Genomic DNA, 23,882 nt, shown 5'->3' with positions numbered 1-23,882 from the left:
TTCTTTGATAAAAAGCCTTCTATTAATTTGCAAGAAAACATTGTTGATCTAAAAAGACTCGTTGCTGCTTAAATCGAACTTACGTTAAATTATCCACAAAAATTGACAAAGAGTAAAAAATTACTACTTAAAAAATAGTGATTTTATTTTTTGTAGTTACATTCAGGAGGTAAAAAAATACCTCTGAAAAATGGTTTTTGAAAGTTTTCGGCTAAATGTTGGCTAAATCAGCCCTTAAAAAAATACAACCCTTTGAAAATCAAAGGGTTGTAATTGTAGATTGTACTCGGAGCGGGACTTGAACCCGCACAAGCATTACTGCCCACTGGATTTTAAGTCCAGCGTGTCTACCGATTCCACCATCCGAGCTTCTTTATGATAGACATAAAAAAGAGCGAAAAACGGGGTTCGAACCCGCGACCTCAACCTTGGCAAGGTTGCGCTCTACCAACTGAGCTATTTTCGCTTGTTATTTGTTTCAGTAAATTTGCATTTGAGGAGTTACTTTGTTTCTCATTTGCGGTGCAAAGGTACGACAAATATCCATTCTTGCAAATTTTTTAACAACTTTTTTTTAACTTTTTTTATGTCTTTTTTCTAATTTACATTCTTTCAGGAACTTGTATTCCTAGCATTTTGAAAGATTCTGCGATGATTTCACCTATTTTTTTACTTAAAGCTACTCTAAAATGGCGTTTGCTTGCATCTTCTTCACCTAAAATGGAAACGTTTTGATAGAATGAATTGAAGTCTTTTACCAAATCGTATACGTAATTAGCAACTACAGCAGGGCTATAATTATCGGCGGCATCTTGCACAATAGAGGGAAAAAGAGTGATGCTCTTTAGCAAAGTCTTTTCTTTTTCTTGCAAAACACTAGGTAGAGTTATTGCCTCTTTATTGTCGCGCATTTCAGCATATTTTCGCAAAATAGATTGGATACGAGCGTATGTGTATTGTATAAATGGGCCTGTGTTTCCTTGAAAATCAATAGATTCTTTAGGATCAAACAAGATGCGTTTTTTAGGATCTACCTTTAATATATAGTATTTCAAGGCTCCTAAGCCAATGGTGTGATACAAAGCCTTTTTTTGTGCTTCGGAATAGCCATCGAGTTTACCGAGTTCTTGTGAAATTACTTTGGCAGTCTGTTCCATTTCAGCAATTAGATCATCAGCATCTACAACAGTGCCTTCACGGCTTTTCATCTTTCCACTAGGTAAATCAACCATACCATAGCTGAGGTGGTACAAGTGTGATGCCCAATCGTACCCCAATTTTTTCAAGATAAGAAAAAGTACTTTGAAGTGGTAATCTTGTTCATTGCCCACAGTATAGACCATTCCTTTTACATCAGGATAGTCTTTCACACGCTGAGAGGCAGTACCCATATCTTGGGTCATATACACTGAAGTACCATCGGCGCGGAGTACCAACTTCTCATCTAAACCATCAGCGGTGAGATCGCACCAAACAGAGCCATCTTCTTTTTTGAAGAATACCCCTTTTTGTAGACCTTGTTCTACGATGTCTTTTCCTAATAAATAGGTATTGCTTTCGTAGTAGTACGAGTTGAAATCTACTCCTAAATTCTTATAAGTAACCGCAAAACCATCGTATACCCATCCGTTCATTTGCTTCCAAAGTTTCATTACTTCAGGGTCGCCTGCTTCCCATTGGCGAAGCATCTCTTGAGCTGCTATAAATATAGGTGCTTGTTTTTCAGCTTCTTCTTTCGATTTTCCTTGAACTATTAGTTCTTGTATTTCTTCTTTATACGCTTTATCAAATGCAACATAGTAGTTTCCTACCAATTTATCTCCTTTTAATCCTGTGTTTTCAGGAGTTTCTCCATTGCCAAAGCGTTGCCAAGCTACCATAGATTTGCAAATGTGTATTCCTCTATCGTTGATGATTTGGGTTTTATACACTTTATGTCCGGCAGCTTTTAAGATTTCGGCTACTGAATAACCTAAGAGATTGTTACGGATATGTCCTAAGTGCAAAGGCTTATTAGTGTTAGGAGATGAGTATTCTACTAAAATAGCCTCTTTGCTATTAGGTGTTATTAACCCAAACTGAGGATTGTCTTTTATTTCTGTTAAAAAGTTGAGGTAATAAGTATCAGCGATAACAAGGTTTAGAAAGCCTTTAATCACATTGAAATCGGTTACTAAATTACCTACTTTTTCTTTGAGGTAAGTTCCTATTTGTTCACCTATTTGCACAGGATTGCCTTTGATGTGGCGCAAAAGTGAGAAGACTACAAGGGTCACATCACCTACAAACTCTTTTTTAGTTTGTTGCAATTCTACATTTTCTAAACTTACGTTGTACAGTTCTTGTACTGCTTTTTGTATATGTTGTTTAAGGGTATCGTTTAAATTCTGCATATATTAATTTATCAATTTGGTGCAAACCACGAGGGATTTATTTATTAACTTTTGTTGCGTATTTTAAAATGATTTGTTTGTCAAAATAGGGTTCTTCATCAATATGTAGCAATACAGGTAAGTTGGTATGACGCAAAATCACTTCTTCAGTTGATGGAGTAGGAGTGCCACTGAATACTATACTATGTATGTTTAAACCTCTGTTTTTAAGAGTTTCATAAGTTAGTAAAGTGTGGTTAATACTACCCAAATAATGACGAGAAACTAAAATGACTTTATCAGTAGGGTGAATTAGATCAAGCATCATATCTTTTTCATTGAGAGGAACATACAATCCACCTGCTGCTTCTATAACAAGTGTATTATTAGTTTCAGGTCGTACAATTTTAGAAAGTTCAATCCGTACACCATCTAATTGAGCTGAAAGATGTGGACTTGCAGGGGTATGTAGTCCATAACTATTAAGGTGAAATACTGTATGTGTACTACTAATAAGTCGTTTTACCTTGTCAGTATCCGAGTTTTCTAAATCCCCTGATTGTATAGGCTTCCAATAATCGGCTTGAAAAGCCTCTGTAAGAATCGCTGAAACAATGGTTTTGCCAACTTCGGTGGAGATACCCACCACAAAATAAGTATCTTTCATTTTGAATGGTTTGTTTTGAGAGCGCAAAATTACAAAGTAATTGCCAAATGAGCAAAATTACTTGTTAGTTTTTAGTGTCGTTTTTTTGTAGGTTTGAAAAGGAAAAAAGGTTAGAGAGAAGCATAAAGTAAAAAATATTATATAGCTTCTGGCTTCAAAAAAATGGAAAACGGGGTTAGTATTTCTTTTTTTTTTCTATCTTTGCCTCAAATTTAAGCGATGGAAGATAAAACACTTATAAAAAAACGTATTGATTGGTTTTGCAAGAACAAAATCAATGCTTTTTCGCCTACAATTTCACCAGCTCCTAAATCGGTGGGGCGCAATGAAATTGAAAGTCTTTATGAGGGCTTGCGATGGTTCTTTGACAGAGACATCAAAGAGATTTTAATACAGAAGAAATATATGGGTTCTTATTGTGATATTTACTTACATAAGAACTTAGAAGATAGTTATTTAGTAAGCCGAAATGGTTATAAAATCAATCATTTAGATCGTTCACAATGGGTGTCAGCACTCGCTCAGTTACACGCTAAGTTCAGCTGGGAGAACACAACTATTCGCATTATCCAATCGGAATTGATGCCGTGGTCGGCTTTAGGTAAAGGACTTATTACCAATGAGTTTTCGGCTTATTACATCTCTCATCAGATACATTGCGACTACTTGCAACAGAGCGACTTATATGAAAAAATAAACGCTATCAAGCAAAAACCTGAATACCTAGCTTTTGTGGCTGACGCCAAAGTACTTTCGGGCAAGGAATTGAAAGATAAATACCCTACCCACATCATTCGTCAGTACCAATCGATACGCGATATGAAGCTACTCGATTTGCCTCACTATGAGAAGAATATTGCTCTGTTTAAAAGACAATTGGACATCTTTGGCAAAGATGCAACTGTTTACTTCAAACCTTTTAATATTTTAAAGGAAATCTACGATGATGGGACTGAACATTTTGTGAATGACAACCTCAGTTTTGCACGTATTAACAGTGATGAATTTTTGCACTACACTTTTACGGATACTGCTGACTTTGAAGCCAAATACCCCGAAATACGCGCTTGGGTAGACCGAATGAACGCCAATGACGAAGAGGGGGTAGTTATCAAGCCTCGTAAGGCTTTTATGCAAGGCATACCGCCTGCTTTCAAAGTGCGCAACAACGATTACCTCACACTCATTTACGGGGTGGATTTTCAAGACCGATTAGAAGAACAAATCGCTAAACGCAATATAAAAGGTAAGCTGAAATGTTCTATCAACGATTGGGCTATCAATGCCAAACTTTTGCAAACGCCTTATAATGAAATTCACGAGGAGAATTACGAATTTAAAAACTTAGTACTCGACCGCATTTTAGGGGAAGAGGTAGAAAATCAATTAGACAGCAGACTATGAGTAAACTTCTTATATTGGTGGGTGCCCCGGGGTCGGGTAAATCTACCTTTGCACGTTATTTTTTACGTACCGAAGACAATTGGATACGCGTGAATCGCGATGACTTTCGCTTGATGCAGTTTGGTGATTCACTAATGATTCCGTTCTATGAAGAGCGCATTAGCAAAATGGTAGAAGCCTCGGTGCTCACCTTGCTAAAAAGTGATACCAATGTGATTATCGATGCTACAAACACATCGCTGCGCACCATTCAGGATATGATTCACACTTATACTGAATACGCTGATATCAGTTTTAAAGTATTTGATTTACCTGTAGACGAATTAGTAAAACGCTGTGATAAACGCTATGAAGAAACGGGAAAATTCATATCTAAAAGTGTGGTAGAGAGAAATGTGGCTAACCTAAAGCACACTCTCGAAAAATTTGATTTTGCTCCTATTCCTCGCAAAGTACAAGTGGCAACTACCAGCTATGTTACTCAAGATAAGAACCTACCTAAGGCTGTGATTTGCGATTTAGATGGTACTCTTTCCTTGCTCAATGGTCGTGATCCTTACAACGCGGCGACTTGTGATAACGACTTGCTGAACGAACCTGTAGCTGCTACTTTGAAAATGGCTAAACAACGGGGCTATCAAGTGATTTTGCTCTCGGGGCGCGAAGATAAATTCCGCGAACCTACAGTGCGTTTTCTCGATAAACACCAAATAGGTTACGACTTACTGCTGATGCGCACCTCTAACGATTTCCGCAAAGATAACATCATTAAAAGAGAACTTTTTGAGGGTGAAATACAAGGAAAATACTTTGTAGAATTCCTTTTAGATGACCGCAACCAAGTAGTAGATATGTGGCGCAAGGATTTGCATTTACCTTGCTTTCAAGTGAATTACGGGGATTTTTAGATATAAAAAAGGCTGTGCTATTTGCACAGCTTTTTTATATCAATTCAGTTTCAAACAATTCCTTAAAATGTTTCAGGATATGCGATTTTACTTCTGCTATATCCACTTTATCTTTAGCTAATTCTACGTTTAGCGATGTTACTGCCTTACCGCGAATTCCACAAGGAATAATATTATCAAAATATCCCAAATCAGTATTTACATTTAGGGCGAAACCGTGCATTGTTATCCAGCGGGAACAACGTACTCCCATAGCACAAATTTTGCGAGCAAAAGGAGTTCCTACATCAAGCCAAACGCCTGTTTCACCTTCACTGCGCTCTGCTTTGAGACCATACTCGGCAAGAGTGCGAATGAGCACTTCTTCTAAAAAGCGGAGGTACTTGTGAATGTCAGTAAAAAAGTTATCTAAATCTAAAATAGGATAGCCTACAATTTGACCAGGACCGTGATAGGTGATATCCCCTCCCCTATTAATTTTATAGAAAGTAGCTCCTTTTTTCTTTAATCCTTCTTCATCAATAAGCAAATTCTCTATATGTCCGCTTTTACCCAAGGTATAGACGTGAGGGTGCTCTACAAAGAGAAAATAATTATCAGTAGGTAAGTGAGTGTTATTAGCTCGGTTATTTGTTTTCTGCTCGACAATTTTTTGAAAGAGGTTTTCTTGGTAGTCCCAAGTTTCTTTATAGTCTTTATTGCCTAAATCTCTAACGATTACTTGTTTGTTCATAAATAGTTTGAATATTACCCTGACGGATGTCGCCAGTGTTATAGCCTTTGGTAAACCAATATTTTCGTTGTTCAGAAGTACCGTGAGTAAAGGAATCGGGGACTACGTGTCCTTGCATACGTTTTTGTATAGCATCATCACCTACAGCATTTGCGGCACTAAGTGCTTCGTCGATATCATCGGTATCCAAATATTTTTGATTATGGTGCGCCCAAACCCCTGCATAGAAATCGGCTTGCAACTCTTGAGCTACTGACCATTTATTGGCAGCAGCCTTGGAGAGCCCTTGTTGTTTTTGGCGTACTTGCTGAGAGGTACCCAAGAGCGTTTGAATATGATGCCCCACCTCGTGAGCCATCACATAAGCGATGGCAAAGTCGCCGCCTTTAGCTCCGAATCGAGATTTGAGTTCTTCAAAAAAGTCCATATCCATATAGAGCTTTTGGTCGGCAGGACAATAAAAAGGACCTACAGCTGCCGTAGCATTACCGCAACCGGTGCTGACATTTTCGGTGAAGAGTACTAAGGTAGGTTTTTTATAGGTACCTAATCCATTTTGAGAGAATACTTTTTCCCAAACATCTTCGGTATCAGCGAGTACTGTGGCAGTAAATTCGCCTATTTTTTTCTGTTCGGCATTGAGTTCTACACGTTCTACTGCTTGTTGTGTTTGGTTACCACCTGCTACTTGGTTTACAACAGAGGCTACTTGTTGTCCTGTTTCGCCACCAAATAGTTGCAATAATACAACGATGATACCGACGATACCACCGCCAGCGATAAGTCCGCCTTTGCCGCGCATACCACGGCGATCGTCAACATTGCTACTTTGACGTCTTCCTTCCCATTTCATAGTTTTTTCTTATTTTGAGTTTTCGGGGGCAAATGTAGTAATAATTTGTGAATTTGCCAATTTGCGAGGGAGAATTGTGCGCAAAATCAAAAATAAAGTACTACCTTTGTAGTTTTAAAACATTAAAAAAGAAAATTATGAATAAATTAGTATCCTTAGTAGCTTTTCTATTGATCATTATCGCTTGTGAAAAATCAGGGGAAGACAACGACCCCTCTACGCAGACTTCAACTACACAAATCCCTTATGATTGGGATTTCTATTTAGAACCTTCTCGTTTGAATGCTGTAAAAAAAGAACCTAACGTAGAACTGAAAAAACTCTATTACCAAGTGTATGGTACCCCTTGTGGCGGATGGTATGACGGTATGAGTCCTAATAGTGAGAAGAACAATGGTTAGCTGAAAAACTTTGTAGAGGGAGCTGAACGTGCTCACAAAACACCTATAGTAGTACTTTATGGTATTCCTGAACGTGATTGTGGGTCATTTTCTAAAGGTGGGCACCCTAATGCGGCTTCTTATAAAGCGTGGATAGATCGTGTTAGTGCTATCATTAGGCAACGTCGTGCTGTAGTAATTATAGAACCCGATGCTATTAACTACTGTGGTCATCCAAGAGGTTCGGCTAAATACAATAAGCGTGCTGAATTGCTAAGGTATGCTGCCGAAAAATTAAATAAGAACAACCCTAATGTAGCGAGTTATATTCACGCGGGAAACTCTGGTTTGGTCACCTAATATCCTGAAAATATTGCCAATGCTATTATAGACGGAGGTTTAAAATATATGTGAGGTTTTGCATTGAATGTTTCAGGTTTGGGAGGTACTGCCGAAGAAGAAGCTGGAGCGGAAAAGTTTGTAGCTTATTTGGCTACTAAAGGTTTTAAAAATGTGCATTACGTGATTGACACAGGTCGGAGTGGCATCAACCGTCCTAAACACCAGAATGCCAATGCTCCTTATAACTCTTGCAACAACTTCAATGCGGCTTTAGGTCCGCGTAGCACTACCAAAACCACTAGAGCACACGCCGATGCTTATCTATGGATTAATGGGGGAGGTGGTTCCGACGGTGAATGTAAAATGGGAGCCCCTGCAGCGGGAGAACCTTATCCTGAATATACTCGTGCTTTGATAAACAACGCTATTAGAGTTAAAAGCATACAAATTTTAGAGCTGCCTAACAATCTCAAATAACACCTCGTAATTCGTAATTATTCACATTGCCATTGGAAGTTTTCAACTTTGGATTGCATTTCAGGGCGGTATTCGTAATGCCACCACTCCGAATAAATAGATTTGAAGTTGTATTTGTTGAGTATATCTTTTAGCAACTTGCGATTTTCGAGTACTTTTTTAGGAAGAGTGGTACAAGTATGATGAGCTTTCTCACCAAAAAAATCAAAAGGAGTGCCCATATCCAATTCTTTACCATCCTTATCTACTAAAGTGAGATCAACTGCTGCTCCACGATTGTGTTTGGAACCTTTGGCAGGATTGGCTACATAATGAGTTCCTGGAAGTATTTTCCACATCTTTTTTTGTACTTCAAGAGGTCGATAGCAATCAAATAGTTTGATGCGATATCCCAAAGTTTTAAACTCCTCATTAGCTTTTACCAAGGCTTCCGCTGTTTTTTTGCGCAGATAGCATTCTCCACACTCATAAACAGCTTGTTTAAGAAAGTTATCAGGAGTTGCATATTTCATATCAAATACAAAATCGGAAGAAAGACCTTTGAGGAGCACAAAATCAGTTTGTTGTGCCGTAGTAATAAAAGTGACAAAAAATGCAAGAATATATTTCATAAATAAAAGAAATTTTAATAGTTATAAGTATTTTTTGCGGATTATCCCCTTCGGAGAACGGGAATACCAAATAAAATAAAAGCGACTTTTTTTCGGAAAAGTCGCTTTTATTCTAATTTTAAGGTCTTAAGGCAGACTATAACACACTTGCTAAAGCTTTATTTACTTCACGTACTGCTTCAGTACTTTCTGCAAATTTAGCTTTTTCAGCATCGTTAAGTTTTACCTCTACAATTTTTTCAACACCATCTCTACCGATGATTACAGGAACCCCTACGCATACATCTTTTTGTCCGTATTCACCTTCAAGTAATACTGAGCAAGGGAAAAGTTTCTTTTGGTCACAAGCAATTGCCTGTACTAAAGCTGATACAGCAGCTCCTGGAGCATACCAAGCTGAAGTTCCTAAAAGTTTAGTAAGAGTAGCTCCACCTACTTTAGTATCTTCAGCTACTTGGTTAAGACGATCAGCACTCAAAAACTCGGTTACTGGCACACCGCGATAGCTTGCCAAACGAGTAAGAGGCAACATACCACTATCACTATGAGCAGCGATTACCATACCATCTACATCTGAAATCGGACTGTTAAGAGCTTCTGCCAAACGATATTTAAAACGAGCGCTATCAAGAGCTCCACCCATACCGATGATGTGATTTTTAGGTAATTTAGTAGCTTTGTGTACCAAATAAGCCATAGTATCCATAGGGTTACTTACTACAATTACAATCACATTAGGTGAATATTTCACCAATTGTTCAACAACTGATTTCACAATGTTAGCATTGGTACCAATAAGCTCTTCGCGAGTCATACCTGGTTTACGAGGAATACCTGAGGTAATCACAGCTACATCACTGCCTGCAGTTTTAGAATAATCATTTGTAACCCCTACAATACGAGTGTCAAACCCATTGAGGGGAGCAGTTTGCATCAAATCCATAGCTTTACCTTCTGCAAAACCTTCTTTGATGTCAATTAGAACTACTTCAGACGCGAAGTCTTTAATAGCAATGTACTCTGCGCAACTTGCTCCTACGGCACCAGCGCCTACTACTGTAACTTTCATATAATCTATTATTTAAAGATGATGAGCTATATAAAGAGCTCAATCAATGGTTATTTTCACGCCACAAAAGTAGTAAGTTTTCAACAATTGTGCAAATATTTTTCAAAAAATACACTCTCCGTCCATTCCACCATCAAGTGCAATTTTTCAGATTACCGCCAATTCCGGAGGCACGAGCTGCAAGCTCGCGCTAGCGGTGTTGTTTTGAGAAATTAATATTATTGGTGATGATAGGGCTCATTACGGAGAATCGTAAAAGCACGGTAGAGTTGTTCCACAAAAAATAGACGTATCATTTGGTGTGAAAAGGTGAGTTTGGAGAGCGAAAGCTTACCATTAGCACGGTCATATACTTCTTTTGAAAAACCATAAGGTCCGCCAATCACAAAAGTGAGCTGCTTGACGCCAGCATTCATTTTCTTTTGCAATTCATTGGCAAAAGCTACTGAGGTGTACTCTTTGCCTCGTTCGTCTAAGAGTATCAGATGATGAGAAGAGGCTATATTACTGAGAATCAGATCGCCTTCTTTTGTTTTTTGTTGCTCTTCCGATAGTGATTTGCTATTCTTAATATCAGGCAAGAGTTGCAATTCAAAATTGATGTAGTACGAAAGTCGCTTTTCATAGGTGGTGATGAGCTCTTGTAAGGCTGAATTATCGGTTTTTCCTACCGCTATAAGTTTGATATTCATCGGTTAAGTAAAAAGTGAAAAATTATAAGTCGCAGACGAATACTTCTATATTTTTTTCTAAAAGGGTTTCATTGATAATGGCTTCAATTTTATCCCAAGTACCTCCTGCTAATCCGCAACCTATGCGGGGCATTTGTACTTTGGCATTGTTTTCAAGAGCAAAATTGGCTACTTGTTGTAAGGCTTTTTTCACTGCTTCATAACGAATGGGTGGATTGCCATTTTCATCTTTATATATTTTATGTTGCCCAATCATATTGGCAACCCATATATCGCTTTCTACTTTTACAAACTGCACTGCATCCAAAGCGAAATCTTCGCCTTGTTTATACCATTGTTTATATTGTTTTTCAGGTGTTTTCCAGCGTTTGGAAAGTGCTAACACAAAACCTTTACCCCAAGCACCTATATCATTACAAATATGGGTGATGATAATGTTACCTTCGGTTTGTGGCAGAGTAGCATCAGCCTTTAGATAGTGTATCATTGTTAATTTTTCTAATTATAAGGTTTAAAAAATCTCTGGAGACTTGAAGAATCTCGGAGGCTTTAGGTTGAGATTAGACGACTTAGACGAGGCTAACAAGTCAAACAAAGAGAATTAAAAACTTTGCCAAAGGTGTGAGCCTCACGGGCAAGAACCTTTGGCAAAGATATGAGCCTCAATGGCATAAAATATTTATTAGAAGAAGAATCTTTCTTTTTCTCCTTTTTCATTCAAAATTTCTAATGAGTTGCGATTACGTGAGGAAAGTGTAGACATTATATTTTTCAATTCATCTACATCCTTAATGGTCTTTCCGTTAACAGAAAGTAATACTTTACCCACTATATTTATATTATTATACTCATAAAACTGACCTGCAGCGGTAACCTTCACTCCGTTTTTAGTTTTAAAACGTTTTTGGTCAGCTTCTGAAAGGTTTTTCACTTCCAAACCTAAGGATTGTATTACATAAGTAGTGTTTTTCTTGAGAGTAATATTAGCAGTACGTTCTTTACCTTCTCGTACATAGGTTACTTTTAGCATATCACCAGGACGTTTAGAAGCGATATGACCACTAAGATCAGAGTATTTATGTATTTTCACGTTGTCAATTTGCTTGATGATGTCACCTTTTTTAAGTCCAGCACTACCAGCTCCTGACTCATCTTCTACTGAATCTACATAGAATCCTTCTGTTTCTTTTACATTGAGTTTCTTAGCTACTTCGGAGTCTAATGCTTGTCCACGTACACCCATCACCCCACGTTGTACATTCCCGTACTCTATCAGGTCTTCCACCACTTTCTTAGCGATATTACTAGGCACTGCAAACGAGTAGCCCATATATACCCCTGTAGTAGATGAGATTGCAGTATTGATACCTATAAGATCACCATTGAGATTTACCAAAGCTCCGCCGCTATTCCCCATATTTACCACAGCATCAGTTTGTATAAAAGATTCTATTTTATCGCTACCAAGTTCACTGATGTTACGTGCTTTTGCACTAATAATTCCCGCGGTAACGGTAGAATTTAAGTTAAAAGGATTCCCTACCGCAAGCACCCATTCTCCTACTTGAGTATTATCGGAGTCGGCAAAAGTAAGAAAAGGTAGTTTTTCATCGGCTTCTATTTTCAGTAAGGCAATATCCGAAGAAGCATCTGTGCCTATAAGCTTAGCAGTATAAGTTTTATTGTTGTTAAGGGTAACCTCCAAAGTAGTAGCATTCGCAATCACGTGATTATTGGTAACTATATAACCATCAGGGGTAATGATAACCCCAGAACCGGTACCTACTTGGGTTTGTTCGCCTCCCCCATTACCATAAAAAAGATCGAAAATAGAGGTTACACCTCCTTGTGATTTTACAGTGTTCTTCACGTGCACGACACTATTCACCGTTTTGTTAGCCGCTTCTATAAAGTTGGTTTCACCTGCTACCGTTCTTTCAGGGGTAGTGTGATTGGTTTGCACCAAAGCGGGACGTGAAAGCAAATCAAGCGCCTCTTGTTTGGCATCGTGTTTATCTATAAAGAGTTTATACCCTCCTAAGGTCATAGCTCCGCCGAGGAAGGCAGTAGCTATCATTGTTGCGTAATTCTTCATCATATTTTTTGTTTTACTAATTTGTTTTATCTCGTAAGACAATTAGGCAACAATTGTGCCAAATTCAGGGGTCAGGGGTCGGGAGATAGAAAAAGGCTGCTTCCCATCGGAAGCAGCCTTTTTCAAACTATATCCTTTAAAGTTAAATTACAATTTAGGAGCACCAGCGAGGACGTCGGCACTTGCACCTTCAGCGAATTTTTTATCTTTGAAGTTTTGTACAAATGATTCAGCCAATTCTTTGAGTTTAGCGCTGAATTGAGCTTTGTCGTCCCAAGTGTTTTCTGAGTTCAAGATGCTTTGATCTGAAACACCTTCGCAAGATTGAGGTACTTTGAAACCGAAGATAGGTAATTCTTTGTACTCAACATTGTTAAGTTTGCCAGTAAGAGCCGCAGTGATAAGAGCGCGGGTATCTTTCAAGCTGCATCTTTTCATTTTACCATTGTAACCAGTGTTTACCAACCATACGTTTACGCCAGTTTCTTTGATTTTTTCAGCCAAACGTTTACCATATTCAGCTGGGTGAAGAGGCATAAAGGCAGCTCCGAAGCAAGCAGAGAAAGTTTTTTGAGGAGTAGTGATACCTACCTCAGTACCGGCAACTTTAGAAGTATAACCAGAAACGAATTGGTAAGCAGCTTGTTCAGGAGTCAATTTAGAGATTGGAGGCAATACACCGTAAGCATCGAAAGTAAGGAAGAAGATGTTTTTAGGGTTGTGACCTATTGAACCTGGTTGGATATTAGCGATGTGGTAAATAGGATAAGAAACACGAGTGTTTTCGGTAATATCGGTGCGAGCGAAATCTACAACACCTTTATCATCCATAATTACGTTCTCGAGGATAGCGCCTTTTTTGATAGCTGCGAAGATTTCAGGTTCTTTTTCAGCGGTAAGGTCTACTACTTTAGCGTAGCAACCACCTTCGAAGTTGAATACGGTATTTTCAGGAGTCCAACCGTGTTCGTCATCACCGATGAGGTGGCGGTTAGGATCGGCAGAAAGGGTAGTTTTACCAGTACCAGAAAGACCGAAGAAGATAGCAGTATCGCCGTCTTTACCTACGTTAGCAGAACAGTGCATTGGCATAGTGTTGCGGAATACAGGCAATTCAAAGTTCATAGCAGAGAAGATACCTTTTTTAATTTCGCCGGTATAACCAGTACCACCGATAAGGGCGATTTTTTTAGTAAAATTAAGGATTGCGAAGTTAGCTTGACGAGTGCCATCTACAGCTGGGTCGGCTTTGAAACCAGGAGCATTAACAACTAACCAATCTTCATTGAAAGAAGCGAGTTCGCTATCTTCTACACGTAAGAACATATTAAAAGCGAAAAGGTTGCTCCAAGGAAGTTCAGTAATAGTACGGATATTGGTGCGGTATTTAGGGTCGGCGCAAACATAGCCATCGTGAACGTAAATTTCTTTACTTGAAAGATAAGCTACTACTTTTTCGTATAGTTTATCGAATTTTTCAGGTTCGAAAGGGATGTTGATGTTACCCCACCATACGCGATCTTTGGTGATATCATCTTTTACGATGAAGCGGTCTTTAGGAGAACGACCAGTAAACTCACCTGTGTTGATAGCGATAGCTCCAGAAGATGCTTCAACACCTAATTTTTTGTCCAAAGTTTCTTGGTGAAGTTCGTCAGCAGACAATTGGTAACGAACATTAGCGTTTTTAATTCCGTATTTATCAACGGAAAGTGTTTTTGGTTTACTCATAATGTCTTAAATTTTTTATTTAAAATTCTATAATTTACTAACTTATGTTTTTTGAGTTTTAGACAAGGTAAAAGTTCCTCTGAAAAACGCTGCAAATGTACGCATAAAAATTGTAATAAAAAAATATTTTTAACATTTTTTAAGGGGTATATACTAAAAACCAAATATCAGGGTCTTTCACGCTTATTAGATATGTGTAATTAGCGTTATAAACTGATTTTTTATAAGGACCTAACTTAGCTAAGTCTAAAAATAATCGTTCTGCTTCTCTGTAGTAGTAAAGACTATTTTTGTAAGTGCTATCACCTTCATTAGGCATATCTTTTATAAGAATTTCAACTTGTTCTTCATTAGCATTATTAGCAACGCCTACAAAGTCCATTTCATAGTATACACTACTTGTATTATCAAGATTATTTTTTTCAGCTACGTAAGCGTGCATTCCTGCTGTTTGTTGTTGGTCATTCCCCATTATATTTACTAACCTGATATAATTCAGTAGGGTGTGGGTTTTGTTTTTTGATTGCTCTACTGCTCTCTTAGCCTTGTTGAAAATATCCATTATTTTTTCAGAAGCGTTATATGTATCAAAAGTTACATATAAAGCATTACTACTGATAGTGATAGGAGAGTTCACAAAGTTAGTGGTTATGTTTCCATCAGTGGTTACTAAGGCAGTTTTACCTTGATTAAAATAAAATTCATCAAAGGTTACCCCATTAATGTTTATAGGTTCAAAAAGTTTGATGCCTCTTTCTGTGATTATAAAAGCTGATTGTATGTATTTTTGATTGTTGTCATATATGAAAGTGAGTTGTCTATAACTAGGGAATAACTTAAGGATTACTTCAGAACCTCCTACATTGATAGGAGAAAGACCTTTGTATTGAAGAGCATTGCTATTTTCGCGTATTTTGTTCAAATAAGTTTCTCTATCACCTGTAAATTTTTTTAAAGTCATAATGTTGTTGGAAGTACGTCCACGCAAAGTAAAGGTATCGTTTTCGTACTTTAGGATGATAAAGTCAGTTTCTCCTCCGCGGGCATTAGGGAATGAAGGTGATACAAAACGGAAATGATGTAATACACTATTAAAGGTGTCGAAACTAATAGTAGGTCCTTCAGTTATATCGTATGAAAAGTATGAAGTTTCTTCTGTATTGGTATAACTCACTTCTGATGAAGCTGTAACCTTTCCGTCTTTCATTTTTATTAAAAAGTTATAGCCACCTATGCTTCTATGAGCTTTAGGAAAATCTTTGTCAGTAGCAAAAATCTCTGGCTGATATGGATATACCCAATAACCTACACGATATTGTTCAGGGTAGTAAGTTAAGAGCCAATAGCTATCGTTTTCTAGAGTCTTTTTATAGTTGTTAAGCGAATTTACAGTGCGCTCAGATGCTTTTTGCTCAAAAGTTTCCTTTTCTTTATAATTACAGTTTATAAAGAAGAGGAATAATAAAGATAAAATTATATATTTTTTCATTGTTGTTATATTAACGGGTTAATCGGGTGAAATCTTTTCGTTGTATAGGAACGCCATCAAAGGTTTTGCCTGCTACATAAGGGTACCTACTACGTATTTCAGCGCGAAGTTCATCAAGGTTGATATTCCATTCGTCTTGTAGGTATTTTTTCATGATGGCTATTTTTTGTTCTATTTTCTGTTTTCCAGTATAAGTTTCTGTAGGTCTTATTTTTCTATCCGCTTTTTTTAAGACTTCTTCCCACACGCTAGTAGATTCGTAAGGAGTATAATATTCAGATAGGGTACTTCCGTAGTTACTAAATTTAGCTTTCCAAGCATTATATAAAGTATCGTCAAAACCATCACCATTAGTATCTAAACTACTATTAGTAGTAGCACAGTTGCAATCTAGAGAGGCGTTGTAGTATACTATATAGCGTGCTAATAGTTCTACAAAATCCTCATCGTGATCAAAACTTGAGTAGGCAGTTATAAAGCCTGCTCTTAGATAGTTCTTAGTGTTTAAATTCCATTCGTTTACCCAGCGGTCGTTTTTATAGTCACTTGCGGATATTTTTTCATAATCAGTAGTATAGAGTTTTGCCTGATGCCAAGTATGTGCATTTTCATGGTAGAGGGTAGCCAAAATATTGTCATTCAACCAATAGATATTATTAGGTTCTAAGTGGTTTATGTCGGTTAGGTGTATTTTTATACCAGCAGCTGCAAGTCCTACTAGTTTAGTTCCTGTGGGGTTGAAAGCAGGTTCACCAATAAGAATAAGAGTATTAAACGAATGTTCTTTCATAAAGGGTTTAGAGGTGAGCTTAACATATGGTTCAATAAATAGATAGTTAAACACGTTAGCAAACTCTATTGCTTTGTTATACTTAGTAGGTGTATAAGTGTAAATTCTACTGATTTCTCGTTCTAAAAAACGATACAAAATCTGTATGTTATATGGTTTAGCAAAAGTCTCATCTAGGTACTTGTCCAAATCATTTTGTGGGTTCAAGCTCTGACTTTCTTCTCCATTGCGAATGATAACACTCTCATCAGAGAGTTTATCGTCATTGTTGCAGCCTAAAAAAGATAAGGCTAGAAATGTGTATAGTATTTTTTTCATAGTCTATATTTTCTATTATCTTGGATTTGCTTTCATTCCTTTGCCTATTACAGCATCGGGTAGTTGAATGGCTCTACGCAAATCGTTAGCAGGTAATATTGATTTTATAGTAGCATCATTTCGGTTTGAGTTATCACTTTGGTAGCGGGTTACTTCTATATTGTAGCGGCGTATATCTTGCCATCGCAAGCCTTCTCCTAGGGTGAGGATACGTCGGCATTGTAATATATAGTGCAATAGGGGTTCTTGTATTCCATCATTACTGATAGTGAATGAAGGGCTAAGGCGTTTTTTTTGGGTAGCACCGTTTATAGTACTTTCTGAGTAGGCCATGCCATTGTAAAAATCTATGATTTCATTTTTTGTAACTGTATTACTACTAGTATATCCATTGATAGTAGTTTGCTGAATAAATTTGGAAGTGAACATATTTAGGTCATTGACAGCACTATCATATTCTCCTAAGAGCACTTTAGCTTCAGCTCTTACCAAAAGGGTTTCATCGGTAGTAAAAGGTATCATTATAGTATGAGTGCTATTGTCTTTAAACGTAGGGAATTTTCCATAGATTACTGCGTCACGTCTATTGTCAAATACATCAAAAGGGGTAAACCAATAAAACTCATAACCATAATTTGGTTTTCCTGAATTTCCTTGTTTATCCCAAAGGTTAGTAGTTGCCAATGTTTCACCTGCTATACGGTGGTTGTGAATAAACCTTTTAGCATTGGTAGTTGAGAAATATGATGATGAAATTACTGAAATAACAGGATGTAACATTAAGTTAGCAGTTTCATCTTCACGAGTGTAATAGATTCCAAATTTTTCTATGTCAGTACCTCCAGTTTTTGAAGCATCTCTAAAGTCTTGCCAATTACGTAGCATGTTTTTAGTAGTTGTATTATTACTAGTTAATACTACATTAGCAGCGTCTAAGGCTTTTTGCCATTGTTGGTAGTATAGATAAAAGCGAGCAGCGAAAGCATAAGCTGCTTTTTTGTTGAAGTGATATTTAGGCATCTCATAACTACTATCATCTATAAGGGGTAGTCCAGCTGTTAGATCAGCATCTATTTGTGCATATACTTGAGCCACAGTGCCTCTACTATATCTCCCATCTAATTCTGTTTCAGAAGCTAGCATATAAGGAATGCCTAAATCAGTAGTGCTAGTAGTGGGATTATAAGGGTTTGAAAAAAGGTTGACTAACGAAAAGTGTGCATAAGCTCTTGCTACTAAGGCTTCCCCCTTACTAGCTTTAGTAGCTTCAAGAGAACCCATTTTTTCAATAGCTTCTAAAGCTGTATTTGCTTGATTTATAGCTTTGTAGTGGCTTGTCCAAATATTCTGAAGTCCATCAGAATCAGAATATTCTTGTATGCGTTGCCAATAAGCAGCTTCTTGGCTTAAGAAGTTTGCATAGGATATTATAGTACCTATATCAGCTACATTGTCTGAAGACAATTCACTCACTACAGCTGTACTAGCAGTAGGGTAAGCATTAGTGACTACTCGTCTTACTTTTTCCGGGGTGTCAATTCGTACTTGATTATCAGGTAACTCATCAAGTAATGAGTTACAAGCAGTAAGAGTTAGTACAGAGACACCTATTATTATATATATTTTTTTCATTTCTTTTGTATTTAAAAAAATTAAAGTCCTACTCGTAAGGTGAAAATAAGTCGTTTAGCAGCGATAGGTGAATAGCCATTAGCTAAATAGTCAGGGTCATCGCCATTTAGTTTTTTATCAGCATAAAGTAGAGCGAGGTTGGTGCCCTGCAGTTTCATACTAAGTTGTTTTAATTTGTTCTTTTTTAAGAAATCTCTACCAAAGGTATATCCTACTGAAATTTCTTTCAATCTTATATTATCGCCTTTAGCTATGCGAACATTAGAATAATCATAAGTATTATAAGCTTGTATAATATTGTTGTATCCGCCATAAAGGTCGTACATATAAGTGGTGTAGAGTACGGGGATATTGGTGAGATGTTCATCGCCAGGGTATTGCCAACGATTGTTTAGCTCGCGAGGTACTACCCAAAAGTCGTTGTATGAGTTAGTGAGTTTGCGCAAGCGTACAACATTACCATAAGAATAAGTAAATACAACACCTAATGAAATTCCCTTAAAGGAGAAGTAGTTACTAAAACTACCCTTATCAGTAGGGATAAGAGTGCCTGAATATTCTAAGAAATCTACATTACGATTATCAAAACGAATGCCGCTCACAGTGCTGTTGCCATTAGCATCTAAAAATGTAGGTAATCCTTTGTCATTTAATCCGTTGAATGGTACAGAAAATATTGATCGTAGTGGGTAACCTTCTTTAGCAAAACCTCCTACTGATTTAGAACTGCTTGAGTAACCTATCATATTTCGTACAGTAGGATTAGTAAGTAGTTTAGTTATTTCGTTTTTAGAACGTGAATAGATGAATGAGGTTTTCCAATTAAAGTCTTTAGTTTTAATGTTAGTAGTTTCCAATCCAAACTCAACTCCGTATATGCGTAGTTCAGCCATATTTCCTTTTTTAGTAATAGTACCACCTACACCTTGTGTTACAATATTGCCTATCAAATCATAACTTCTGCGGCTAAACCATTCAGCAGATATATTGATACGGTTGTTGAACAAGCCAAACTGAGAGCCAAGGTTTAATTCTTGGTTTTTTTCGTAGGTAAGGTCGTGATTAGCATTATCTACTATGTTCAATCCGATTTCGCGTTTAGATGAGTTACGCCAAGGCATATTGGTGTAAATTTGAGAAAGTGAATTGCTAACTGAAGGTGAAATAGCTGTAACCCCAAAAGAGGCTTTAAAAGATAAATGAGAAAGGGGAGATAGCTTGTCAAAGAATTTTTCGTTAGTTACAATCCAACTCATTCCTATATTCCAAGTAGGCATCCAACGTATATAACGCGATTCGGCAAACTTGTTAGAAGCGTCATAACGCAGAGTGCCATTTATAATATAGCGATTTCCAAAGGTGTAACTACCATTAGTAAAGAAAGCCTGATAGTTATTTGTAGTATTGTAGATGCTGTAGTAAGTACTGTTTTCCTCTTGTAGTTTTTTGAAAAGCAAATAAGTGTAATAACTATAATTACCAGATCCAAACAACACTCCATAATTTTGATTTTTGTCATCAGTACTTTTGTAGTTATCCATTTCTGCCCCAGCGTATAACGATACATTATGAAGTCCTCCTTTAAAACTATCATTATAACGCAATGTTGCACGGAAGTGGTTACTGGTAATAGTACGATCTCTTCGCTCACGTATTCCTCCTTCAGGTAATACTACACTAGGTAGGTCGTAAGGGTCATTAGGATCATCATAGAGTCTAGGATTATAGCTACGTACTAATGAGTTAGGCATTGCTCTATACGATAGTGCGTAGTTTGAGTTTTCTTTATATTCTGTATTTTGTTGATTGGTATAATATCTAATAGCTCCCATCATTGTAGCTTCTACTTTCTTAGTAATCTTGTAGGTAAGTTCTGTTTGTAGTCTGAGGTTGGCTATATTAATATTTTTATAAGCGTTATCTATTTCGTTGAATATATTGTAAGGAGCAAAGTCATTTACGTAATACTCTTTAGGATCCATACTGCGTGAATGAGTTATCGCATAATCATAAATATCTTGTTTAGGGGTGGTTTGCTTTTGATATGAAAGGTCTGAAATGACATTAAGTTTGAACTTAGGAGATAAGTTATAATTAGCATTTAGGTTACCTGAATACTGATTTAGTTTATCTCCTTTAGTCCATCCGGGGTCGAACAACGCACTTAAAGAAGCATAATAAGTTGATTTTTCAGTGCCAGAAGAAAAGGAAAGAGTGTGGTTCTGCATTATACTAGTTTGAAATAGTTTGTTGAACCAATTTGTATTTCTGCGTTCAGCAGCTTGTAGATAAGCTGTACGCCCTGCTTCAGTATTAGGTACTACCGAATTACCATTGCGGTCTAATACATAAAACAAATCGTACATTCGCCCTATGACTCCTTTATTTTCAGTAATTGATTGGTTTTCGGACTTAAAGTGCCCACCTCTTATGAGTTCTTGTATCACCGACATTTGGTCTTGCGAGTTCATTATATTGTATTCTCCATAAGTAGGTATAAATCGGAATGTAGATTCATTAGTATAGGTGATACTGCTACCACCAGTAGTACCTCGTTTAGTAGTAATAGCAACAACACCTCCTATGGCACGCTGACCATAAATGGCGGTAGCTGAAGCATCTTTGAGTACTTTAAAGCTTTCGATGCTTTCAGCAGAGAGTCCTGGTATAGCTGCAGCGATAAGCATTTTAGCGTCATCTGAAACAAGGTCTTCAGGTTTGAGATCTATTGAACCTTCTAACACTACTCCATTTAGTACCCATAAAGGTTTTGTGCTACCAGATATAGACGTAGCTCCTCGTGTATTGGTATTCATAGGGGCTTGTGCTGTAGTAGTTTGAGTAGTAGCCGTTCTAGTTTGGGTAGTAGTGGTCGTTCTAGTTTGGGCAGTAACCCACTGAGATAAAAATACAAAAACGTACAACAGCAAGAGATTTTTTAATTTTGTTACTTTCATTTTTTTATTTCTTGTTGAATGAGGTCGCAAATATACAATACTAAACGAAATAATGCAAATGTTTTTTTTAAAAAATTATTTTACAGTTTCTTTTTAATTTGTAAGAGATTAGAAATAGAAATGTTTATGTATTATTAAAAGTCTAAATAATTAGATTTTTTACACTACTATCTCTTAAATTTTTGTTAAATAATTTATAGGTTTAATTTCAGCTGAAATCCATCGCTATAACTTTCATTTGAAAGTGGTGTAAATAGTTCTCTGATAGGTTCTTTAATTAATAGAGAACTTCCTAAAATACGGATTACTTCAGCAATTAGGTCTATCAAGTTTAAGGTCTTTTTAAACAATAGCCACAAGGCAATATGTGATAATTGCTATGTGAATTTGTATGCTAACAGCAGTTTCCGACCTTCCTCAAAAGGATTTTACTTTAAGATGTTGCTTAATAAACTTAAAAAACAACTCAATTTGCCACCTATTATTTGTACAAAAAAGCTATTTCTGTAGCTTTTTGAAGGAAATTGTTAGTGTAATACGTAAAAGTTCTTTTCAAATCAGGTGCATAATAAACAATTCGCCTAAGTTCAGAGGGATAATTATCCTTATTCCTATTTACTGTAAACCTAATTGTTTGATCACACAAGATGTTATCGTCATTTTCAAGAAGGTCTTCTCCTGAGATAATTTCATAATCAGGTAAGCCTTTCTCTCGAATAATAAAGAAAGCATTTGTTAAATTTATTTTATAAAGCCTATTTAGATTAAAATAGCCACGATCAAACACATAACATGCCAAAGGCTCAATTTCTATAAAATCCATTCCCTTGGTATCGTGAACATTAGCGTTTGTAATTCTATAAAATGTAGGTATCTTAGTAGCTAAATCAATTTGTGTATGGATTTTTATTCCTGATTTAGTGCTTCTAAAATTAGCCCATTCAAAGACAGACATACATAGATCAATGGTTGTAGAATCTATAGCATAGAATTTTCCATGCAAGCAAAAGTCCTTAAAAGAGAGCTTTTTTTGAGCTATATCTATCATATAGGAAGCATATTGCTCAAATATTTTTACATCTCTAACTTTATTTGCAATAGAAAAGGTCTTTAAATCTATAAGATTTTTTCCAAGACCTAAATGATAAGACATCTTAGAATTAGCATTGATAGTACCAACAAGTTCTCTAAGGCTAGCACAGCCCATAAGTTGTCCAAGAATTAGAGCTAACATCTGATTCCAGTGAGAAAATTTCCAATTTTTAGTTCTATCATCATATTTAGAAACTAATCTATTAAAAAATTTTTGGGGCAAAAACGATGTTACTTGTGAAAAAACATATTTATTTGCATTCATTGCGTTAATTTTTGAACACAAAAATATTGTTTTTTCAAATCTCGGACAAGAAATTTCAATCTTAATTGATTGATTACAAACTATTTAAAACTAATATTTAACAGACTTTGATAAACACCAGTGTTAATAATTCTCTTTTTCTGAGCAATATTAATCATATATAAAGCAAAATATTGGAGAATATTAAGATTTCTAACTTCATTTGCTCTTGAAAGAATAGTTTTGTTAATAATATTCTTACCAAAACCTAAGTGATAAGCTCTTTTTGAGTGAACAGTTAGTATATCAACAAGCCCTCTAAGGCTATCACAACCTATAAGTTGTCCAAAAATTAGAACAAGTAAGTAATTCCAATGAGAAAAACTCCATTTTTATTGTAAGTTAAGTTCAGATTGCAAATATATTCATTTCAAGTATCGGACATATTTTTTTAAGATGTAAATTTTTGATAATAAGTTATTTACAAACAATTTTTAACATATTTTTGGAGATACTAATGGTATCAGATTATTATTCTGATAAGAATTTAGATGAAATAAAGACTATATTCTTTAAAACAATAGTTTCAGAACATTGCTTTTTGCCTATTATAGCTACAGACTTATACGAAGAGAAAATCCTAATACTTATTTCAAAACAAAGAATAAAAGACAGCATTAATATCTCTCTTAATAGTTATGATAGAGTTCAAATACCTTTTTAACTAAAAACAGGTAACCTATCCTATTTTTATAAATACTAACCTCAAAATGGAGATATTTGCTAATTCACATCTCAAAAATATTTAAATATGGCAAAGAAGAAAAAAATTGAAGCAAAGATAGGAATGATAGCTTCTGTCTCTCTAATTAACGTGAGTTCGATTTAAGTAGCAACGAGTCTTTTTAGATCAACAATGTCTTCTTGCAAATTAATAGAAGGCTTTTTATCAAAGAAAGAATAAGCTATAAGTACTGATAATAAGTTGGTTACGAAATTATCAAAAGAACGATGTCTTGTATGTTC

18 protein-coding genes, 2 tRNA genes and 3 pseudogenes are annotated in these 23,882 nt (G+C 36.3%); 3 read left to right on the top strand and 20 right to left on the bottom strand.

The annotated features are described in order from the left end of the window. Positions 1 to 283 precede the first annotated feature (283 nt). The 4 genes from Q0162_RS02640 to bioD all read right to left on the bottom strand — a co-directional run bounded on the left by Q0162_RS02640 (position 284) and on the right by bioD (position 3,039). Positions 284 to 369: transfer RNA gene (locus tag Q0162_RS02640), tRNA-Leu, on the bottom strand. Positions 370 to 393: 24 nt separating this feature from the next. Further along, positions 394 to 466, bottom strand: a tRNA-Gly gene (locus tag Q0162_RS02635). A 136-nt stretch (positions 467 to 602) separates the two neighbouring features. Then, the gene (argS, locus tag Q0162_RS02630) at positions 603 to 2,393 is read right to left on the bottom strand and encodes an arginine--tRNA ligase (protein ID WP_297888670.1); all 1,791 of its coding nucleotides are present in this window, start codon (positions 2,391 to 2,393) and stop codon (positions 603 to 605) included. A gap of 37 nt (positions 2,394 to 2,430) precedes the next feature. Further along, entirely contained in the window at positions 2,431 to 3,039 is a 609-nt protein-coding gene (gene bioD / locus Q0162_RS02625) for a dethiobiotin synthase (protein WP_297888667.1), read from the bottom strand. A 219-nt stretch (positions 3,040 to 3,258) separates the two neighbouring features. Here bioD and Q0162_RS02620 point away from each other — a divergent pair, with 219 nt between their 5' ends. Continuing rightward, a complete protein-coding gene (locus Q0162_RS02620; RefSeq protein WP_297888664.1) occupies positions 3,259 to 4,443 on the top strand; it encodes a glutathione binding-like protein in 1,185 nt (394 codons plus the stop codon). Further along, positions 4,440 to 5,351, top strand: coding sequence for an AAA family ATPase (locus Q0162_RS02615; RefSeq protein WP_297888661.1), 912 nt, complete (start codon positions 4,440 to 4,442; stop codon positions 5,349 to 5,351). Before Q0162_RS02620 ends, Q0162_RS02615 begins: the two co-directional genes overlap by 4 nt. A gap of 34 nt (positions 5,352 to 5,385) precedes the next feature. On the opposite strand, the gene lipB is transcribed toward Q0162_RS02615, so the two are convergent. Continuing rightward, positions 5,386 to 6,084 (bottom strand): lipoyl(octanoyl) transferase LipB, encoded by a 699-nt coding sequence (lipB, locus tag Q0162_RS02610; RefSeq protein ID WP_297888657.1) that lies wholly within the window; start codon positions 6,082 to 6,084, stop codon positions 5,386 to 5,388. Then, complete coding sequence (locus tag Q0162_RS02605; protein WP_297888654.1) at positions 6,062 to 6,937, bottom strand: neutral zinc metallopeptidase; 876 nt, start codon at positions 6,935 to 6,937, stop codon at positions 6,062 to 6,064. The genes lipB and Q0162_RS02605 overlap by 23 nt, the downstream gene beginning before the upstream one ends. 137 nt (positions 6,938 to 7,074) lie before the next feature. Between Q0162_RS02605 and Q0162_RS02600 the strand changes: the two are divergent. After that, a pseudogene (locus Q0162_RS02600) lies at positions 7,075 to 8,136 on the top strand (glycoside hydrolase family 6 protein). 17 nt (positions 8,137 to 8,153) lie between these two features. Here Q0162_RS02600 and Q0162_RS02595 read toward each other — a convergent pair. The 14 genes and pseudogenes from Q0162_RS02595 to Q0162_RS02535 all read right to left on the bottom strand — a co-directional run. Continuing rightward, positions 8,154 to 8,747, bottom strand: coding sequence for a M15 family metallopeptidase (locus Q0162_RS02595; protein ID WP_297888650.1), 594 nt, complete (start codon positions 8,745 to 8,747; stop codon positions 8,154 to 8,156). 136 nt (positions 8,748 to 8,883) lie between these two features. Beyond that, positions 8,884 to 9,816 (bottom strand): malate dehydrogenase, encoded by a 933-nt coding sequence (locus Q0162_RS02590; protein WP_297888647.1) that lies wholly within the window; start codon positions 9,814 to 9,816, stop codon positions 8,884 to 8,886. A 218-nt stretch (positions 9,817 to 10,034) separates the two neighbouring features. After that, positions 10,035 to 10,508, bottom strand: coding sequence for a 23S rRNA (pseudouridine(1915)-N(3))-methyltransferase RlmH (gene rlmH, locus Q0162_RS02585; RefSeq protein ID WP_297888644.1), 474 nt, complete (start codon positions 10,506 to 10,508; stop codon positions 10,035 to 10,037). A 22-nt stretch (positions 10,509 to 10,530) separates the two neighbouring features. Next, positions 10,531 to 10,995, bottom strand: coding sequence for a macro domain-containing protein (locus Q0162_RS02580; RefSeq protein WP_297888641.1), 465 nt, complete (start codon positions 10,993 to 10,995; stop codon positions 10,531 to 10,533). 195 nt (positions 10,996 to 11,190) lie between these two features. Further along, the gene (locus Q0162_RS02575) at positions 11,191 to 12,606 is read right to left on the bottom strand and encodes a trypsin-like peptidase domain-containing protein (protein ID WP_297888638.1); all 1,416 of its coding nucleotides are present in this window, start codon (positions 12,604 to 12,606) and stop codon (positions 11,191 to 11,193) included. A gap of 144 nt (positions 12,607 to 12,750) precedes the next feature. After that, a complete protein-coding gene (pckA, locus tag Q0162_RS02570) occupies positions 12,751 to 14,334 on the bottom strand; it encodes a phosphoenolpyruvate carboxykinase (ATP) (RefSeq protein ID WP_002678871.1) in 1,584 nt (527 codons plus the stop codon). Between the two features lie 139 nt (positions 14,335 to 14,473). Continuing rightward, positions 14,474 to 15,823, bottom strand: a complete 1,350-nt coding sequence (locus Q0162_RS02565; RefSeq protein WP_297888633.1) for a DUF4302 domain-containing protein — start codon at positions 15,821 to 15,823, stop codon at positions 14,474 to 14,476. A 10-nt stretch (positions 15,824 to 15,833) separates the two neighbouring features. Continuing rightward, complete coding sequence (locus Q0162_RS02560; protein ID WP_297888630.1) at positions 15,834 to 16,931, bottom strand: substrate import-associated zinc metallohydrolase lipoprotein; 1,098 nt, start codon at positions 16,929 to 16,931, stop codon at positions 15,834 to 15,836. A gap of 15 nt (positions 16,932 to 16,946) precedes the next feature. After that, complete coding sequence (locus Q0162_RS02555) at positions 16,947 to 18,563, bottom strand: RagB/SusD family nutrient uptake outer membrane protein (protein WP_297888627.1); 1,617 nt, start codon at positions 18,561 to 18,563, stop codon at positions 16,947 to 16,949. Between the two features lie 20 nt (positions 18,564 to 18,583). Further along, a complete protein-coding gene (locus tag Q0162_RS02550; protein ID WP_297888621.1) occupies positions 18,584 to 21,520 on the bottom strand; it encodes a SusC/RagA family TonB-linked outer membrane protein in 2,937 nt (978 codons plus the stop codon). 194 nt (positions 21,521 to 21,714) lie between these two features. Then, entirely contained in the window at positions 21,715 to 21,849 is a 135-nt protein-coding gene (locus Q0162_RS02545; protein WP_297888618.1) for a hypothetical protein, read from the bottom strand. 152 nt (positions 21,850 to 22,001) lie between these two features. Beyond that, positions 22,002 to 22,877, bottom strand: a complete 876-nt coding sequence (locus Q0162_RS02540) for an IS4 family transposase (RefSeq protein ID WP_297888615.1) — start codon at positions 22,875 to 22,877, stop codon at positions 22,002 to 22,004. 80 nt (positions 22,878 to 22,957) lie between these two features. Further along, positions 22,958 to 23,230, bottom strand: a pseudogene (locus tag Q0162_RS13240) (DUF4372 domain-containing protein); the annotation flags it as partial. 511 nt (positions 23,231 to 23,741) lie between these two features. Next, positions 23,742 to 23,882, bottom strand: a pseudogene (locus Q0162_RS02535) (IS982 family transposase); the annotation flags it as partial.

It is taken from the genome of uncultured Capnocytophaga sp. (assembly GCF_937936315.1).
GTDB lineage: Bacteria > Bacteroidota > Bacteroidia > Flavobacteriales > Flavobacteriaceae > Capnocytophaga.
This window is presented reverse-complemented; position numbering and strand designations above follow the sequence as displayed.

Excerpts from the sequence above, each read along its gene's own strand:
- argS (WP_297888670.1), bottom strand. The coding sequence starts at position 2,393 with ATGCAGAATTTAAACGATACCCTTAAACAACATATACAAAAAGCAGTA.
- bioD (WP_297888667.1), bottom strand. The coding sequence starts at position 3,039 with ATGAAAGATACTTATTTTGTGGTGGGTATCTCCACCGAAGTTGGCAAA.
- Q0162_RS02620 (WP_297888664.1), top strand. The coding sequence starts at position 3,259 with ATGGAAGATAAAACACTTATAAAAAAACGTATTGATTGGTTTTGCAAG.
- Q0162_RS02615 (WP_297888661.1), top strand. The coding sequence starts at position 4,440 with ATGAGTAAACTTCTTATATTGGTGGGTGCCCCGGGGTCGGGTAAATCT.
- lipB (WP_297888657.1), bottom strand. The coding sequence starts at position 6,084 with ATGAACAAACAAGTAATCGTTAGAGATTTAGGCAATAAAGACTATAAA.
- Q0162_RS02605 (WP_297888654.1), bottom strand. The coding sequence starts at position 6,937 with ATGAAATGGGAAGGAAGACGTCAAAGTAGCAATGTTGACGATCGCCGT.
- Q0162_RS02595 (WP_297888650.1), bottom strand. The coding sequence starts at position 8,747 with ATGAAATATATTCTTGCATTTTTTGTCACTTTTATTACTACGGCACAA.
- Q0162_RS02590 (WP_297888647.1), bottom strand. The coding sequence starts at position 9,816 with ATGAAAGTTACAGTAGTAGGCGCTGGTGCCGTAGGAGCAAGTTGCGCA.
- rlmH (WP_297888644.1), bottom strand. The coding sequence starts at position 10,508 with ATGAATATCAAACTTATAGCGGTAGGAAAAACCGATAATTCAGCCTTA.
- Q0162_RS02580 (WP_297888641.1), bottom strand. The coding sequence starts at position 10,995 with ATGATACACTATCTAAAGGCTGATGCTACTCTGCCACAAACCGAAGGT.
- Q0162_RS02575 (WP_297888638.1), bottom strand. The coding sequence starts at position 12,606 with ATGATGAAGAATTACGCAACAATGATAGCTACTGCCTTCCTCGGCGGA.
- pckA (WP_002678871.1), bottom strand. The coding sequence starts at position 14,334 with ATGAGTAAACCAAAAACACTTTCCGTTGATAAATACGGAATTAAAAAC.
- Q0162_RS02565 (WP_297888633.1), bottom strand. The coding sequence starts at position 15,823 with ATGAAAAAATATATAATTTTATCTTTATTATTCCTCTTCTTTATAAAC.
- Q0162_RS02560 (WP_297888630.1), bottom strand. The coding sequence starts at position 16,931 with ATGAAAAAAATACTATACACATTTCTAGCCTTATCTTTTTTAGGCTGC.
- Q0162_RS02555 (WP_297888627.1), bottom strand. The coding sequence starts at position 18,563 with ATGAAAAAAATATATATAATAATAGGTGTCTCTGTACTAACTCTTACT.
- Q0162_RS02550 (WP_297888621.1), bottom strand. The coding sequence starts at position 21,520 with ATGAAAGTAACAAAATTAAAAAATCTCTTGCTGTTGTACGTTTTTGTA.
- Q0162_RS02540 (WP_297888615.1), bottom strand. The coding sequence starts at position 22,877 with ATGAATGCAAATAAATATGTTTTTTCACAAGTAACATCGTTTTTGCCC.